13 protein-coding genes and 1 pseudogene are annotated in these 16,983 nt (G+C 64.7%); 6 read left to right on the top strand and 8 right to left on the bottom strand.

What is annotated here, in order from left to right:
* Nucleotides 1-29 precede the first annotated feature (29 nt).
* The 4 genes and pseudogenes from APH34_RS03440 to APH34_RS03425 form a co-directional block, all read right to left on the bottom strand.
* Nucleotides 30-1,583 (bottom strand): ABC transporter substrate-binding protein, encoded by a 1,554-nt coding sequence (locus tag APH34_RS03440; RefSeq protein WP_054899770.1) that lies wholly within the window; start codon nt 1,581-1,583, stop codon nt 30-32.
* Nucleotides 1,584-1,587: 4 nt separating this feature from the next.
* Nucleotides 1,588-2,787, bottom strand: coding sequence for an LLM class flavin-dependent oxidoreductase (locus APH34_RS03435; RefSeq protein ID WP_054899769.1), 1,200 nt, complete (start codon nt 2,785-2,787; stop codon nt 1,588-1,590).
* Nucleotides 2,788-2,799: 12 nt separating this feature from the next.
* A pseudogene (locus tag APH34_RS03430) lies at nt 2,800-4,022 on the bottom strand (lipase family protein).
* Nucleotides 4,023-4,033: 11 nt separating this feature from the next.
* Nucleotides 4,034-5,107, bottom strand: a complete 1,074-nt coding sequence (locus APH34_RS03425; RefSeq protein WP_054899768.1) for a PhnD/SsuA/transferrin family substrate-binding protein — start codon at nt 5,105-5,107, stop codon at nt 4,034-4,036.
* A gap of 334 nt (nt 5,108-5,441) precedes the next feature.
* On the opposite strand from APH34_RS03425, the gene APH34_RS03420 reads away from it, so the two are divergent.
* The 6 genes from APH34_RS03420 to nhaA all read left to right on the top strand — a co-directional run bounded on the left by APH34_RS03420 (nt 5,442) and on the right by nhaA (nt 11,553).
* Nucleotides 5,442-6,506 carry a sigma-54-dependent Fis family transcriptional regulator gene (locus tag APH34_RS03420; protein ID WP_054899767.1) on the top strand — a complete coding sequence of 355 codons (1,065 nt, stop codon included), beginning with the start codon at nt 5,442-5,444 and terminating at the stop codon, nt 6,504-6,506.
* A 144-nt stretch (nt 6,507-6,650) separates the two neighbouring features.
* Nucleotides 6,651-7,247, top strand: coding sequence for a paraquat-inducible protein A (locus APH34_RS03415; protein WP_054899766.1), 597 nt, complete (start codon nt 6,651-6,653; stop codon nt 7,245-7,247).
* A complete protein-coding gene (locus APH34_RS03410) occupies nt 7,244-7,888 on the top strand; it encodes a paraquat-inducible protein A (protein WP_054899765.1) in 645 nt (214 codons plus the stop codon). Before APH34_RS03415 ends, APH34_RS03410 begins: the two co-directional genes overlap by 4 nt.
* Complete coding sequence (locus APH34_RS03405) at nt 7,872-9,512, top strand: intermembrane transport protein PqiB (protein ID WP_054899764.1); 1,641 nt, start codon at nt 7,872-7,874, stop codon at nt 9,510-9,512. Before APH34_RS03410 ends, APH34_RS03405 begins: the two co-directional genes overlap by 17 nt.
* 21 nt (nt 9,513-9,533) lie before the next feature.
* Nucleotides 9,534-10,064 carry a membrane integrity-associated transporter subunit PqiC gene (locus tag APH34_RS03400; protein ID WP_054899763.1) on the top strand — a complete coding sequence of 177 codons (531 nt, stop codon included), beginning with the start codon at nt 9,534-9,536 and terminating at the stop codon, nt 10,062-10,064.
* 130 nt (nt 10,065-10,194) lie between these two features.
* Nucleotides 10,195-11,553 carry a Na+/H+ antiporter NhaA gene (nhaA, locus tag APH34_RS03395; protein WP_054899762.1) on the top strand — a complete coding sequence of 453 codons (1,359 nt, stop codon included), beginning with the start codon at nt 10,195-10,197 and terminating at the stop codon, nt 11,551-11,553.
* A 57-nt stretch (nt 11,554-11,610) separates the two neighbouring features.
* On the opposite strand, the gene APH34_RS03390 is transcribed toward nhaA, so the two are convergent.
* The 4 genes from APH34_RS03390 to APH34_RS03375 all read right to left on the bottom strand — a co-directional run bounded on the left by APH34_RS03390 (nt 11,611) and on the right by APH34_RS03375 (nt 16,969).
* Complete coding sequence (locus tag APH34_RS03390) at nt 11,611-13,125, bottom strand: nucleobase:cation symporter-2 family protein (protein WP_054899761.1); 1,515 nt, start codon at nt 13,123-13,125, stop codon at nt 11,611-11,613.
* Between the two features lie 128 nt (nt 13,126-13,253).
* The gene (locus APH34_RS03385; RefSeq protein WP_054899760.1) at nt 13,254-14,612 is read right to left on the bottom strand and encodes an 8-oxoguanine deaminase; all 1,359 of its coding nucleotides are present in this window, start codon (nt 14,610-14,612) and stop codon (nt 13,254-13,256) included.
* Nucleotides 14,613-15,026: 414 nt separating this feature from the next.
* Nucleotides 15,027-16,034, bottom strand: coding sequence for a zinc-binding alcohol dehydrogenase family protein (locus tag APH34_RS03380; protein WP_054899759.1), 1,008 nt, complete (start codon nt 16,032-16,034; stop codon nt 15,027-15,029).
* Nucleotides 16,035-16,171: 137 nt separating this feature from the next.
* Nucleotides 16,172-16,969: an SDR family oxidoreductase gene (locus tag APH34_RS03375; RefSeq protein WP_054899758.1), complete on the bottom strand. Its 798-nt coding sequence runs from the start codon at nt 16,967-16,969 to the stop codon at nt 16,172-16,174.
* Nucleotides 16,970-16,983: the final 14 nt, after the last annotated feature.

Below are 16,983 nucleotides of genomic sequence, written 5' to 3'. Positions count from 1 at the left end.
GCGGGAACAGCCAGTAGACCGTCTGTAGATCAACTCCTGAGCCACAGGCGCTCGAACCTCCAGGTACTGAACAGCGACTGCTCCGCCTGCGCCCCGCCGACCCGGGTGCTGACGCTGTCGAGCAAATCGGCGTAACCCCAGATCAGCATGCCGCCGCGGTCGTACTGGATACGCTGCGCGCGGTGGACCAGCGCCGTGCGCTTGGCCAGGTCCGGCTGGGCCATGGCAGCGAGGAATGCTTCGCTGAACTCGGGGTCGTGGAAGTGGGTCTTGTTGGCCACGGCGAACGGCGCATCGGTATGGATGGCGCTGGCCAGAAAAGGCGCGCCGATGCTGCCGCCGGTGCTCAGTGTCCAGTCGTCGCGCTGCGGACCCTGGAAGGTCGCCAGGTCCACCTGACGCACTGTGATCGTGACGCCAATGCGCCGCGCCTGTTCGGCCAGCACCAATGCGGAGGCAAGCCCCGGCCCAGGCGTGGTCACCAGTTCCACCTGCAGGCCTTCCTGGCCTGCCTCCTTGAGCAACTGCGCAGCCCGTTGCGGGTCGTGCGGGCGTGGGCCCAGGCTGTGATCGAAGGTTGGATCGAACGGCGCATACAGGTCGTTGGCGACCCGGCCCTGGCCATTGAGCGCCCGGCGCACCAGCTCCTCGCGATCGGCCAGCAGGCGAAACGCCTGGCGAACCCGCGGGTCGTCGAACGGCGCCTTGGCGGTGTTCATGTCGAACGACAGCCAGTTGCCGCTCACCGATTTGAGCAACTGCAGGCGCGGGTCGGCCTGGAGCACCTGCAGATGTTCGGTGGACATCACGTTGGCCATGTCGATCTGCCCGGCGCGCAAGGCTGCCAGGCGCCCGGTCTGGTCCTTGAAGTCGATGATCTCCAGTTCATCGGCATACGGCTTGCCGGCTTTGTAGTAGTTGTCGAAACGGGTGAACAGCGAGCGCTGGCCGGGGGTAAAACTCTTGAGCTTGTAGGGCCCGGCGCCGACTGGGTTGGTCACCGGGTGGTAGTCCACTGGCACGATGCCGCCGAAGTTGACCCAGGTTTCGGGCAGCGGCAAGTAGCTGCGGCCATCGCGAAAGCCCAGCCGTACAGTGCGTTCATCGAGCTTGACCAGGTTGTCGCGGTCCACCCAGTGCAGCAGCGCGGCATACGGCGAGGCCAGCTGCGGGTCGGTGAGGCGCCGGATGGAGAAGATCAGGTCGTCGGCATCGATGGTCTTGCCGTGGTGGAATTCCAACCCCGGCTTGAGCCGCAGGGTCCAGCCGCTGGCATCGGCGTTGGGTTCGGCGAACTCGGCCAGCGCCAGGCGCGGTTGCATCTGCTCGTCCCACTCCCACAGCTTGCTGTACAGCGCAAAGCCTCGCACGATGCCGCTGCCGACCGGTTTGTGGGCGTCCAGGTTACCGCTCTGGTTGCCATCGATGATGCCCAGGCGCAGCCGCCCGCCCTGGCGCGGCTGGTCGGCAACTGCGCTGCCAGGGCTGTCGCTGGGGCCGCAGCCGGCCAGCAGCCCGCCGGCCAGCACCCCGGCGTGGCCGAGGAAGCTGCGCCGGCTCAATGGGTAACCGTCCCTGGCCATGGGCTCAGCCTCCGTTGCTGGCGTGCAGTTGCACGGGGGAAACGGCCGCCCGGGCGAGGGCGGCGCGTTCGCTGCGAAAGTGCGGCAGAATGTGCTCGCCGATGCGGTAGGCTTCCTCCAGGTGCGGGTAACCGGCGAGGAAGAACAGGTCGATGCCGATGGCGTGGTATTCACGGATGCGCGCCACCACGTTGCTGTAACTGCCGACCAGCGCGCAGCCTGGCGGGATGCCGATATAGCCGAAACCGGTCCACACATTGGGATGGATGAAGAAGTCGTCGAACGATTGCGCGTCGTCCTGGTCGCTGTAGCCATGCTCGTAGCTCAGTTTGCGCGCCGTGCGCAGGCCGGCATGCGCGACGCGCGCCTTGACCGTGCCTTTGGCCACGCCTTCGTCGAAGAAGCGTTTAGCCTCGGCCCGTGCGGCGTCTTCGCTCTCGCGGGCAATCACATCGATGGACAGGCCGAAGCGGATATCGGTGCGCCCCCATTTCAGCGCACGGGCGCGGATGTCGGCGATCAATGCGGCGATCTCATCCGGGTGTTCGGCGCGCATCAGGTAGAAGTCGGCATGCTTGGCGGCGAACTCGCGTGCCGCCACCGATGAGCCGGCAGTGCAGATCAGCGGCAGCTCGGCCTTTTTCAGCGGGCCCCGTAGGCCGCCGCCCTCGGCACTGTAGTAAGTGCCCTGGTAATGGAACTGCTCGTTGTGCCAGTAGCCGCGCACCACGTCCATGAACTCTGTGGCGCGGGCATAGCGCTGGTCATGGTCTTCGAAATCACCGACCTGGCGCTGGATGGCGTCGGAGCCGCCGTTGATGATGTTCCACACCAGGCGGTTGCCGGTGGCGCGCTGGTACGTCGCGGCCTGTTGCACCGCCACCCAGGGCGTGTAGTGATAGGGCTGGAACGCGGTGACGAACTTCAGCGTGCGGGTTTCCCGGGCAAGCAGCGAGCAGACCGTCCAGGGCTCCTCGCCGCTGGGCGCGTTGACCATCAATGCACCGCCGAAACCGTTGATTTCCGCCGCCCGGGCGATCTGCCCGAGGTAGTCGATATAAGTGAAGTGATCGCCGACAGCGAAGCCTGACACCGCACCGGTGCTTGGGCCGCCGGCGTGCCAGTCGCCGCGGTTGCGCGGGTCGCCGGGCAGGAACTGGGTTTCGCCATGCAGCGGCAGACGGGTGAAGAATTCGATACTCATGGCCTGGGTTCCTTACTGGACGGTTGGGCTGCAGTTGGGCGTGACCGGCAGGCCGTTTATTACCTGGCGGGCGAAGGGGATCGAGTCCTTCAGCGAGGCATTGACCGTTTCGCTGTGGCCAAGGCCCTTGTAGAGGTGGCCCTGGACCACCGAGCCGGCCTTGCAGGCGTCCTGCATCAGCGCGACCTGGGTGGCGGCGGCAGGCGTCTTGTCCTCAGCCCCGGTGCCAATGAAGATCGGTTGTGCCAGCTTGAGCGTGGGGTACGAGACCTGGGCCAGCCAGGGCTTGAGCTTGTCGCCCTGGTAGTCCTTCTTGGCGTTGGCCGGGGTGAGGCCAGTACCGACCACGTCGCTGACCAGCGACGACAGGCAGGTCGTGCGGGCCTGCTCGAACAGCGGCAGGGCCTTGTCGGTATAGAAGTCGCGGGGGTCGATGCTGGGGTCGTACTGTTGTGCGGCGAGCAGGGTGTAGAAGCCGTAGGCCAGCGCCGGGTCGACCTTGTTCGGGTCCTGCTCACCGACGTTCTTCGACCCCACGGTATAGATCACGCCGGTGCCGATGCTGCCCTTGACGCCGAGGTCGGGGGCATAGGTGGCAGCATAGGCACCGGCGGCGAAGGCGCCGGCACCGCCCTGGGACTGACCGATGATCAGCACTTTGTCGGCCAGCCCCGGCACACCTGCAACCACAGCCTTGGCGGCGTCGAGGATGCCGTAGGCCGCCATGCGGTTGTTCAGCAGCGGGTGGCCACCGGGCACGCCCAGGCCCTGGTAGTCCGTGGCGACGATGGCATAGCCCTCCTCAAGCCAGCGGTTGAGGTACTGCACATCGCGGTAGGAGCGGCCGGCCCAGGACGGTGCGCAGATGTCTGCCACGCCCACGGTGCCGTGGCCCCAGCTGGCGACCGGCCAGCCACCGGCAGGCGCCTTGCCCTTGGGTATGAACAGTGCCCCGGACACCACGATTGGCGTCTTGCCGTCGATACCGTCCAGGGAGGTGTAGAGGATGCGCTGGGCACTGGCTGCGTTCGGCAGGCTCAGCGCCTGCTCCAGCGGTTCGCTGCGCAGCAGCTTGCCAGGCGTTGCAGGGATGGCCTTGGACCAGGTGTAGAAGCTCGACACACGGCCGTCGCCTTGTTGCGGGTCCGGCTTGGGGCAAAGGTGTCGGCGGCCATCGCGCCGATGGAAAAGGCCAGGGCGCTAAGGCTGAAGGCGAGAGAAGCAGGCAGTTTCATGGGGAATACTCTTAAGGTTGTTGGCTGAGTTGGGCGTCCAGCGACGGCCAGTAATGAGTGAGTTGCAAGTCGACCAGCGCCTGGCGGGTGAAGCCGGTGGCCAGGTCGTTGCTGATGTCGTAGGGCGCGCGAATCAGGCGGTTGTCCAGGGCGTACTGGCCCAGGGCGTCGTAGTGGGCCTTGAGCTGGGCGTCGCTCTTGGGAGCCCAGCGGGTCTTCCAGGCGATCGGGTCGTCCTGGTCGTCACGGCGCAGGACGCTTTCGCTGACACCGGCACGGGAGGACAGCGCGTAATAGCCATCGCGGTTCTGCTCCTGGGAGATCCACCAGGCGGCACGAACCCAGGCCGTGGCCACCAGTTGCGTGAGCTGCGGGTACTGTTCGACGAACGTGTCGGTGCCCCACAGGTCCGAAACCAGTCGCCAGTCGTTGGCGCCCTGCTTGGTGGACCAGAGAATGCGTGCCACGCCTTTGTCTTGCAGGGCGTAGGCCTCGTTGAGCAGCACTGCCGCATCGACCTTGCCGGCCGCTACGGCCGCTGCGCCCACTTGCGGGTTGAGGTTGGCGATCTTGAAGTCGGCGAGCTTCAGCCCTTGGCTTGCAAGGTAATTGCTGAAGGCAAATTCCCATGGGCGACCGCGGTGCAGCGCCAGGCGCTTGCCTTTGAGGTCCTGGATGCTGTGCACGGAGGCGCCGGCGGGTACCACCAAGTAGATGTTGTTGCCGCTGCCACCGGGCACGATCAGCTTGCCCGGCACGTGGCCGGCCCCGGCGATGACCGAGGGCAAATCGCCGCGTACGGCGAAGTCGAGGCTGTTGTTGCTGAAGCCTTCGTTGATCTGCGGCCCGGCGCCGGCATGGGGCAGGGCGGTCCATTGCAGTTTCACACCGCGGGCCGCCAGTTGTTGCTCCAGCCAGCCGTCCTCAATCACGCGGCCGGGAATGCCGCCGAACACCGGCGCCCCGCCCTGGGTAAAGGCGACGATGGCAATGCGTACTGCGGCCGGTGAATCGGCGGCCAGTGCGCTCAGGCTCAGGAACAGGCCGCCCAGCAGGGCAAGGCCGTGACGCCAGGGTTTGATCATGTGCAGCTCCAGGCAGGGGTTCAACAGGCCCAGGCCGCATGTTTGAGCGCCCCAGGCATTTGCAGGGCCTGGAGCGAAATACATGCCATGTCGCGCAAATAAGGCTGTAGCCCTTGTGTGGCGAGGCTTGCAGTAGGGCGGGCGGTGCGATGGCGGGACGCTGGGTTGCTGATCGGCAGGCAAGGCACTGCTGCTCGATTGCTGCTCTGGCAGCAACCCGGTGTTGAAAATTCGAATAGTTCTGAATGGAATATTCAAATACTAATTAATACGTTTTTGATCTAATTTGTTTCATGCACTATGAGGGCGCGCTTCAACTGCCAGGAAAGCCCCCATGTCGCTGATCACCCATCCCAATGCCCGCGAGCTGACCAAGTCGGTGCGTGCCACCGTGCTTGTGTTCAAGGACCCACGCTCCCAGGAACTGCTCAGCCGCATCGAGCGCCTGGCGCCAAGCGAAGCCAACACCCTGATCATCGGTGAGACCGGTACCGGCAAGGAGCTGGTGGCCCGTCATATCCACCACCTGAGCCGCCGGGGGCGCGAGCCGTTCGTTGCGGTCAACTGCGGCGCGTTCGCCGAAACCCTGGTCGAGAGCGAGCTGTTCGGCCATGAGAAAGGCGCGTTCACCGGTGCCACCTCGAACAAGGCTGGCTGGTTCGAAGCGGCCAACGGCGGCACCTTGTTCCTCGATGAGATCGGCGACCTGCCACTGAACATGCAGGTCAAGCTGCTGCGGGTGTTGCAGGAGCGCGAAGTGGTGCGGCTAGGCTCGCGCACGCCGATCCCGATCAATGTGCGCCTGGTGGCGGCGACCAACGTGAACCTGGCCGATGCGGTGGTGGCCGGGCATTTTCGCGAAGACCTGTTCTACCGCCTGCACGTCGCGACCATTCGCCTGCCGCCGCTGCGCGAGCGGCCTGGCGACATTCTGCCGCTGGCGGAGTTCTTCATCGAGGAGCACTGCCGTCGCCTGGGCTATGACCGCGCATCACTGAGCCTTGAGGCGGAACGCAAGCTGCTGGCGCACAGCTGGCCGGGCAACATCCGCGGGCTGGAAAACGCCATCCACCATGCCCTGCTGGTGTGCCGGCAGCAGGTGGTGGCACCGGGCGATCTGCACCTGGTGGACATGCGCCCGCAAGCGCTACCCCAGGCGGCGGCCGTGCCCGCCGGGCTGCCTGCGGCGAGCGCCGTGCCGCCCAGCCTGCAAAGCGCGCTGCACGCCCTGTTCGAGCAGAACATCGCCAACCTCTACGAGCACATCGAGGAAACGGTGTTTCGTGAGGCCTACCGCTATTGCCACGGGAACCAGCTGCAGACCGGGCGCCTGTTGAACATCAGCCGCAACATCGTGCGGGCGCGGCTGGAGAAGATTGGCGAGCTCAGCAAAGCCTGATGGGGCCAATACAGGCATGAAGCCTGGAAATTGACTAGTCTTGCCTGCCATGTAGCTGTCTTCTTGATGGACTCATTGGTGAATGCAGGCATTTGCGCTGCCATGTGCTGCTCGCATGGGCCGGGGTGCCTGCCAGGACTGGATATGGCCCAGGCGGATGACTTGATCATTTGCGAATACTGCGACGCGGTGTACCAGCGTGCGCCTTTGCAACGGCACCAAAGCGCGCTGTGCCTGCGCTGTGGCGGCGTGCTGTACCGGCACAACCCGCTGAATGTGCAGCAGCGCCTGGCGCTGTGCTTGACTGGGGGCGTGCTGCTGGTGTTCGCCAATGCCTACCCAGTGATGACCATCAGCATGGGGGGCTTGAGCAATTCGGCCACCTTGTGGGATTCGGTGATGATCCTCAGCCACGGCAGCATCACCTTCATCGCCCTGGTGCTGGCGCTGGCAATCATTTTCGCGCCGGTGCTGCAGATAACCCTGTTGTGCTGGGTGCTCTGTTTTGCGCTCAAGGGGCGCCGCGCACCGGGCTTTGCCAGCTGCATGCGCGCGCTGGAAGGCCTGCGCCCGTGGAGCATGCTTGAGGTGTGCCTGCTGGGTGCGATGGTGGCGGTGATCAAGTTGGCGGGGTTGCTCGATGTGATTCCCGGCATAGGGCTGGTTGCCCTGGCGGCCCTGAGCCTGCTGCTGATCTTCATCGCCGGTCGTGATATCCGTGACCTGTGGGTGCAGGTATGAGCGCGCCGGCGCTGGCCGAGGCGCTGCACCTGTGCCTGTGTCATGGGTGTGGCCAGGCCTGCAAGCTGCATGCGGGCATTCAGCAGTGCGGGCGTTGCGGCGCACCGTTGCACCGGCGCAAGGCCAACCCCATTGCCCGGGGCTGGGCCTTCCTGATCGCGGCATTGATTTTCTACGTGCCAGCCAATGCGTTGCCGGTGATGCGCACCGAGATGCTCGGGCAGGGCAGTGACAGCACCATCGTGGGCGGGGTACTGGAGTTCTGGGAAGCCGGTGCCTGGGACATTGCCCTGATCATCTTCATCGCCAGCATCGGCGTACCGGCAATCAAGTTCGTTTCCCTGGGGCTGTTGCTGTTCACCGCCCAGCGGCGCAGTCAATGGGCGCGTCGCCAGCGCTCGAAGCTGTTTCGTTTCGTCGAGCTGATTGGCTACTGGTCGATGCTCGACGTCATGGTGGTGGCGCTGGTAGCTGCATTGGTGCAATTGCGTGGCCTGGGCACCATCGAACCGCGGCCGGGTATTCTGTTCTTCGGCCTGGTGGTGGTGCTGACCATGCTGGCTGCCATGAGCTTCGACCCACGCCTGATCTGGGACGACCACCCACACGACAGGGAGCACGGTGATGGCGCTGGAAACTGAGAGGGACGCCGAGCCCGGCCAGGCGCAAGTGCGCACGCGGCGCTTGAACGTGTCACTGGTGTGGATCGTGCCGGTCCTGGCGCTGCTGGTAGGGGCCTCGCTGGTGGTGCGCAACTGGATGGAACAGGGGCCGGTGATCTCGATCTCGTTTCGCACCGGTGAGGGCCTGGTGGCACACAAGACCCAAGTGCGCTACCGCAGCGTAGTGATTGGCGAGGTCAGCTCGGTGGAGCTGGCCCCCGATCGCAAGGGCGTAGTGGCCAAGGTCGAGCTGTCGAAGGAGGCGGAATCGTTCGCCACCGAAGGTGCGCGCTTCTGGGTGGTGCGCCCGCGAATTGGCGCGGGGGGCGTATCGGGGATCGATACCCTGCTGTCAGGGAGCTTTATTGGCGCCGATGCTGGCGAGTCGAAAGCCCCCGAGAAACACTTCACCGGCCTCGAATCGCCGCCGCCCATCACCTACGGCGAGAAGGGCAAGCGCTTCGTGCTCCGCGCCAGCGACCTGGGGTCGCTGGATATCGGCTCGTCGCTCTATTACCGCAGGATCCCGGTGGGCGAAGTGGTGTCCTATGCCCTGCAAGAGGACGGCCGTGGGGTGGACATCGATGTCTTCGTGCAGTCGCCCTACGACGCGTTCGTCACGCTCGATACGCGGTTCTGGAATGCCAGTGGCATCGACATGCAGATCGGCGCCAACGGCTTGAAGGTCGAGACTCAGTCGTTTTCCTCGATCCTGATGGGGGGCCTGGCCTTCGGTACGCCCGACTACGCCGCCACCGCCGCGCCTGCGGCCGACCAGCAGGCGTTCGAACTGTTCGCCGACCGCGACACGGCCCTCGCACCGCCCTCTGGCAAGGCCCAGTACCTGCGCCTGCGTTTCGACCAGTCGATGCGCGGGCTGTCGGTGGGCGCGCCGGTGGAGTTCAAGGGGGTGGAGTTCGGCCGGGTGACGTCGATCACGCTGGACTACGACCCGAAAAAGCAAATATTCCCGGTGGTGGTCGATGCGGCCGTTTACCCCCAGCGGTTGGGCCCGGTGCACCAGAAAATGCTCAAGGTGTTCAACCATACCGAGGGTGACACCGCCGGGGCCCGGCGATTGATCGGTACCTTCGTCGAGCATGGCCTGCGTGCCCAGGCCCGCAGTGGCAACCTGATCACCGGGCAGATGTTCATCTCCCTGGACTTTTATCCGGACGTGCCGAAGGTCGCCTTCGACAGGGGCGCCGACCCCATCGTCATCCCTACCGTGCCCGGCAGCCTGGAAAAACTGCAAGAGCAACTGCAGGGTGTGCTCGATCGCATCGCCAAGCTGCCGCTGGAGAGCATTGCCAGTAACCTGGACGGCACCTTGCGCGAGCTGCGCCGTACCGTCAAGCGCGTCGATGGGCAGACCCTGCCGGGGGTCACCCGCACCTTGGACGAGCTGCAGAAAACCCTGCGCACAGCCAATTCGGCGATCGCCGACGACTCGCCGCAACGCGAAAAACTGGGCGACACGCTGCAGGAACTGGAGCGCATGTCACGTTCGCTGCGCGACTTGGCGGATTACCTCGGCCGCCACCCCGAATCGATCATCCGTGGCCGGCCGAAGGCGGCAGGCGCGGACGATGTGAAACCCTGACCACGCCCAAGGAGAGAGCCGATGCGCACGCTGCCAACCCTGTTGCTGGCCCTGCTGGTGGTGCTGACCGCGGGCTGCAGCAGTGCGCCCAACAACTACCACACCTTGGTCGCAGCGCAGCCGAGCCGTGCAACGGGGGAAAGGTTCCAGGTCGAGCGCGTCAGCCTGCCGCCCCAGGTGGACCGCCCGCAACTGGTGATACGCCAGGGCGCAAGCAGCCTGGTAATCCTTGAAACCGAATGGTGGGGCGCCAACCTGGTGGATGAGTTTCGCAGCGCCCTGCAAGACCAGCTGGGCGGGCCGGTAGGCGGCTTGCCGCGGGCTGTGTTGCGCGTGGATGTGCAGCGTTTCGACACCGTGCCTGGCCAGTACGCGCTGCTGGATGCGGTATGGCGGCTCAAGCGCCAGGGCCAGGACGAACTGACCTGCCGGACCTCGGTGCAGACCCCGGCGCAGAACAGCATCGCCAGCCTCGTCGACGCCCAGCAGGTCAACCTGCAGAAGCTGGCCAGCGCCGTGCGGGCCAGCGCAGCGGGGTGCCCGGGGCCGTGAGCCGAGCGGGCGTCTGTTGGAGAAAGGGCAGGTTATCCGCTAGAATGCCCGCGGGTGCTAGCTGCATGATGCAGTGATGCAGGTTAAATAACTACGCAGGTCGGGCCGCCATGCGGGAGTGCTTGCGCCCATGCAAAAACATGTAATGCCCCGTGCCCAGCGAATCGCCCAACGCGCGTTGGCCAACTTTCAGCGTTTTCTGCACATCGAGGCCGTCAGTGGCATCGTGCTGCTGATCGCTGCCGTGGCCGCGCTGATCTGGGCCAACTCGCCAGCCGCCCACAGCTACGACGCCCTCTGGCATACACCGGTGACCCTGGGTGTCGGTTCCCTGGTGTTCTCCCAGTCCCTGCATTTTTGGATCAACGATGGCCTGATGACCATCTTCTTCCTGGTGGTGGGGATGGAAATCCGTCGCGAGATTCATGAAGGTGCGCTGTCCAGCCTGCGTCAGGCCACGCTGCCCATGGCGGCGGCCGTTGGCGGTGTGGCTGTACCGGCGCTGATCTACCTGGCGTTCAGCCATGCACCTGCCGAGCAGCAAGGCTGGGCAGTGCCCACGGCCACCGACATCGCCTTTGCGGTGGGTGTGCTGGCCTTGCTGGGCAAGTCGATCCCTTCGAATGTGCGGGTATTCCTGCTGGCCCTGGCGATCATCGATGACATCATCGCCGTGCTGATCATCGCCTTCTTCTACTCAGGTGGCCTTGATTACAGCGGCTTTGGCGTGGCCGCCATCGGCCTGCTGCTGGTGGTCGGCATGCAGAAGGTCGGCATTGGTTCGGCCTATGCCTATGTCATTCCAGGCGCCATCACCTGGGTGGGGATGTTGATGACCGGCGCCCACCCGACCTTGGCCGGTGTGATTCTCGGCCTCATGACACCGGTCAGGGCCATGCCGTTGGGCGAGCGCCCACTGGATGCCGTCAACCGATTCACCAACGAGCTGCTTGGCCACGCGAAAGCCCCACAGGCCGATGCCGGCGACCTGTTGAGCCCGTTGAAGCACCTGCGCCTGGCGCAGCGTGAAATGGTACCGCCGGTCATTCGCGTGCAGGGCAGCCTGCACCCGTGGGTGGCCTACGTGATCATGCCGGTGTTTGCCCTGGCCAACGCCGGCGTGGGGCTCTCGGGTGTCGACCTGAGTGCCGACGGCTCGTTCTGGGTAATGGTTGCTGTGGCCGTGGCGCTGATCGCCGGCAAGCCGCTGGGCATCATCACGGTCAGCTGGCTGATGGTGCGCCTGGGCTGGTGCGCATTGCCGGCAGGGGTGACCTGGCGCGGTATCACCCTGATCGGCCTGTTGGCGGGTATCGGCTTCACCATGTCGATCTTCATCGCCAACCTGGCCTTCGCTGACCCAGGCGCCTTGGGCGCCGCCAAGCTTGGCGTGTTGTCGGGGTCTGTGACCGCAGCGGTGCTTGGCCTGGCATGGGGCACCTGGAGCCTGCGCAAGGCCGCCAGCGCCGCGCGGGTGGAAGCGGGCTGATCCCCTGGAGGTTGCAGCGGTGGTAGAAAAGCGACGCTTGTGCGTCGCTTTTTTCGTTCAGTGCACCTGCTCGGGGCGCTTCCTGCGCGGCGTCGCGGTCTCTGGATGGTCATCATCGGCCTCCAGGATCGGCACCTCGTTACCGTCGCAGTCGAACAATTTGCCATCGCGGAAGAAATCACCTTCGTTGAGCCCGGCGATGTCGCGGTAGCGCAGGGTGCGTTCACTGGCGGCGACGAACACCGACTGCTGGTCGGAATTGCCGGCCCGCAGGTGGTTGAACAGCAGGTTGAGCAAGATGGCCATGATCGCTGCCGAGCTGATACCCGAGTGGAAAATGGTCTCGACCCAGGTCGGGAAGTGGTGATAGAAGCCCGGTGCCGCGATCGGGATCATGCCGAAGCCGATCGAGGTGGCGACGATGATCAGGTTCATGTTGTTGCGGTAGTCCACCTGCGCCAGGGTGCGGATGCCGCTGGCCGCGACGGTGCCGAACAGCACCACGCCGGCACCCCCGAGCACGGCGGTAGGCACTGCGGCAATCAGCCGGCCCATCACCGGCAGCAGCCCGAGCGTTACCAGGATCAACCCTGTGCTGGCGACCACATAACGGCTTTTCACGCCGGTTACGGCGACCAGCCCTACGTTCTGCGCAAAGGCGCTCTGGGTAAAGGAGCCGAACAACGGCGCCAGGACGCTGGAGATCATGTCCGCCCGCAGGCCGTTGCCCAGGCGTTTGGCGTCCACCTTGGTGCCGATGATCTCGCCTACGGCAAGGATGTCGGCGGAGGTTTCGACCATGGTCACGATGATCACGATCAGCATCGAGATGATCGCCGCGACCTGGAACTGCGGTGCGCCCAGCGGCAGGACTTGCGGCAGCGCAACCAGTGGGCCATCGAGCACGCGGGAGAAATCAGTCATGCCGAACGCCGTCGCCACCAAGGTGCCGATGACCATCGCCAGGAGGATCGACAACCGCGAAATGCTGGCGCTGCCCAACTTGCTGAGCAACAGCACGGTGGCCAGGGTGAACGCCGCCAGGGCGATGTTCGACGTGCTGCCGAAGTCGGCGGCCTGGCTGTTGCCGCCCATGGCCCAGCGCGCGGTAACCGGCATCAGCGTCAAGCCGATGGTGGTGATGACGATGCCCGTTACCAGCGGTGGGAAAAACTGGATGATGCGCGAGAATAACGGCGTGATCAGCAGCCCGATCAACGACGCTGTGATTACCGCACCGAACACCACAGACAGGCCGACCGAGCCGTTACTGCCGATGATCGCGAGCATGGTCGCCAAGCCGGCGAAGGACACCCCTTGAACCAACGGCAGCTGGCAGCCGAAGAAGGGGATGCCCAGCGTCTGCAGCAAGGTCGCCAGGCCGCCGGCGAACAGTGAGGCGGCGATCAGCAGGCCGATGTCTGCCGCAGCGATGCCGGCTGCCTGGCCGAGGATCAGCGGTACGGCGACGATGCCGCCATACATGGTCAGCACATGCTGCAGCCCATAGGCCAGGTTGGCGCTGGCGCCGAGGTTCTCGTCTTCCGGACGAGGTGTAGCGGGAGAAGTCATGGTGGATAGCTCGCTTTTGTTTTTGTAATGCGTCTAGCAGCACGGTTTCAGTCGCGGTTGTGGAACGGTATGTACACAATTGGCTGCGGGCCGTTGCGCCCGTGGTGGCGCGCACCGGCCCGCACCGGTCACTCGCCGGTAACCAGTTGCCGAGCCAGGCGGTTGTGGCGCTCCAGCACCACGGGCAGGTCAACCGTGGTGATGCGGCCACCTCTGACCACCACGCGGCCGTTGATCACGCTGGTGTCGACGTGGGTCGGGGTACAGAACACCAGGGCAGCGAGTGGGTCGTGCAGGGCGCCGGCATAGGCCACATGGCCGAGGTCGAAGGCCACCAGGTCGGCGACCATGCCCGGGGCCAGGGCACCGATGTCATTGCGGTTGAGTACCTTGGCACCGCCGAGGGTGGCGATTTCCAGCGCCTCGCGCGCGGTCATCGCATCAGGGCCGAAGCCGACCCGCTGCAGCAGCAGGGCCTGGCGCACTTCACCGATCATGCTGGCGCCATCGTTGGACGCCGAACCGTCGACCCCCAGGCCCACCGGTACACCGTGGTCGCGCATCTTGCGCACCGGCGCGATGCCCGAGGCCAGGCGCATGTTCGAGCAGGGGCAGTGGGCCACACCGGTCCCGGTCCGGGCGAACAGCTCGATGCCGTGCTGGTCAAGTTGCACGCAGTGGGCGTGCCAGACGTCGTGGCCGACCCAGCCCAGGTCCTCGGCGTACTCGGCCGGGGTCATGCCGAATTTTTCGCGGCTGTAGGCGATGTCATTGACGTTTTCGGCCAGGTGGGTGTGCAACGACACCCCGTAGCTGCGAGCCAGGACTGCGGCCTCGCGCATCAGGTCACGGCTGACCGAGAAGGGCGAGCAGGGCGCGACGACCACACGCAGCATCGAGCCATGGCTGGCGTCGTGGTAATCCTCGATCAGGCGCTGCGACTCCTTGAGGATCGCGCTTTCCGTTTCCACCACCGAGTCCGGCGGCAAGCCACCCTGGCTGCGCCCCACGCTCATGCTGCCGCGGGCGGCATGGAAGCGCATCCCGATTTGCGCGGCGGCATGGATGCTGTCGTCGAGCTTGCAGCCGTTGGGGTAGATGTACAGGTGGTCACTGGAGGTGGTACAGCCCGACAGCATCAGCTCGGCCATTGCCGTCTGGGTCGACACGGCGATCATGTCAGGGGTCAGCCGGGCCCAGATCGGGTACAGGTTGGTGAGCCAGTTGAACAGCTCGCCGTCCTGCGCGGCCGGCACCACGCGGGTGAGGCTCTGGTACATGTGGTGGTGGGTGTTGACCAGGCCTGGAATGACCACTTTCCCGGTCATGTCCAGTACCTCGTCGGCCTGTTGTGGCAGTTCGTCGCTGGGGCCGACCTGCTTGATCAGGTTGTCCTCGATGTACACGCCACCGCGTTTGATCTCGCGGCGTTCGCCGTCCATCGTCACCAGCAGTTCGGCGTTTTTTATCAGCAAAGTCTTGGGCATTGGTGTTCCTTTCCCGTGATGGGACGGGTTGCAATTCGTCTGTGCAGACGCCCGGTTTTCGATTTGGAGCCAAACCCTGGAAACCAGGCGCTGTGTGTAAACACGGCGTGGGCAGCCGGGCCGGTCAGAGCCGCCGAGCGCGCGGCGGCGCCGAAGCACACAAGCTCGGTGCAAGGCGGCGGTGGGTGAGGCAGGAGAATGGGGCAACGGCGAATGCGGCGATTGGCGCACGGTGCTCAAAGGGGGCGAGCAGGTTGGGGAAGTGCATGGCTTGTGCCTGTCGCTATACGCAACGGCGATTACCGTTGTCGTAGGCGCGGCATAATGTAAACAGAATTACCTTGTTTTGTATACGATGAATCTGAAGCAAGCTCAGCGGCGCGCCGAACCTCTCAAAGGGCACGCCGCTGGGGGTCAGAAACCTTCCAGCACGATCTTGCCCTTGGCTTTCCCGCTTTCGATCACGGCGTGGGCGCGCTTGAGGTTTGCGGCATTGATGGTGCCGAAGTGCTCACCCAGGGTGGTCTTGAGCACGCCGTCGTCCACCAGCGCGGCGACCCGTTCCAGCAGGCGGTGCTGTTCGATCATGTCCTCGGTCTTGTACAGCGAACGGGTGAACATCAGCTCCCAGTGCAGCGACAACGATTTGCGCTTGAGCGGCATCACATCCAGCTGCGCCGGGTCATCGATCAGGGCCAGTTGCCCTTGGGGGCGAAGCACCTCGACGATCTGCGGCAGGTAGGTGTCGGTGTGGGTCAGGCTGATGACATGGTCGACTGTGTCCAGCTGCAGCGCCTGCAACTGCGGTGCCAGCAAGGCGCTGTGATCGATCACATGATGGGCGCCGAGTTCGCGCACCCAGGCTTGGGTTTCTGACCGCGACGCTGTGCCGATCACCGTCAGCTGGGTAAGCTGGCGAGCCAACTGGACCAGAATGGAACCCACGCCACCGCCCGCGCCAATGACCAGCAGGCGCTGCCCTTTCCCACCGCCTTCCTCCACACCCAGCCGGTCGAACAGCAGTTCCCAGGCGGTGATCGAGGTCAGGGGCAGGGCAGCAGCGCTGGCGTTGTCCAGCGTGCGCGGCTTGTGCCCAACGATGCGCTCATCGACCAGGTGGAACTCGCTGTAGCTGCCCGGGCGATCGATAGCCCCGGCGTAGAACACTTCATCACCCGGCTGGAACAACGCCACTTCACTGCCGACCTGGCGCACGACACCGACCGTGTCCCAGCCCAGCACCTGGGGCTGGCCAGCGCTGCTGCGTGCGCGCACCTTGGTATCGACCGGGTTGACGGCGATGGCGTGCACTTCGACCAACAGGTCGCGGGCACCGGGCTTCGGTTGCGGCACGTCCACTTCGTACAGGGCCTTCGGGTCGTCGATTGGCAAGCCGGGTTGCTCGAATACAATGGCTTTCATGGGGCTAGATCCTTTACACAGCAGGGATGTTGTCAGCCTAATCGCCTTGGTCTATCGCAAAAACAGGGGAATCAGAGAAAGACTTTCAGTATTGGAGTGAAAATTGGCCGGCGGCCTTCCCTGGCAACGGTGGCTGTTCACTTACCGTTGTAGCGCGGTGCCAACTGGTTGTTGGAAAGCTGGCCGATCAAGGCCTGGCGGCTCGCTTCGTAGGTATTGAACGCTTGCAGGTCATGCAAGGAGGGGATGGAAATCAGCACACGCTCATCGAAGTCTTGGAGCGCTCCGTCAACCAAGTCCGTGGCCGACATCACGATCGCCGGGTCGAGGTTTTCCACCGGCAGGCCACCGATCTGCCAGAAGTCCGTGGCGGTCGCACCGGGCAGAACCGCCTGCACCTGGATGCCCAACCCGGCCAACTCCTTGTGCAGCGACTGGCTGAACGCAGTGACGTAGGCCTTGCTGGCGCCATACACGCCATTGAGCAGCTCGGGCGCCAGGCTGACAACGGAAGAAATGTTGATCACCGCGCCCTGTTGCCGGGCGACAAACCCAGGTACCGCCGCGTAGGTCAGGCGGGTGAGGGCAGTGATGTTGAGGCCGATCATCTGGGCCATGCGCTCGACATCGCTGTCCAACAGCGGGGTGTGGGTGCCGATACCGGCATTGTTCACCAACAAGGTGATGCTGGCATCTTCGCGCAGTTTGCGCTCCACGCGGGCCAGGTCCTGGGCATGGCTCAGGTCGGCAGGGAACACTTCGACGTGTTGCTGGGTGTCGTTGGTGATGCGAGTGGCAAGTGCGTTGAGGCGGTCGCGGTTGCGAGCGACTAACACCAGATCATAACCGCGGCGTGCCAGGGCTTGGGCATAGACCGAACCGATGCCGGTGGATGCGCCGGTGATCAGCGCGGTGCCTGTGTGAGTCTGTGTCATGGTCAAGCTCCGTT

It is taken from the genome of Pseudomonas sp. NBRC 111131, from assembly GCF_001320525.1.
Classification (GTDB): domain Bacteria; phylum Pseudomonadota; class Gammaproteobacteria; order Pseudomonadales; family Pseudomonadaceae; genus Aquipseudomonas; species Aquipseudomonas ceruminis.
Note: the sequence above shows the minus strand (reverse complement) of the source record. Positions and strands in the feature narration are given on the sequence as shown.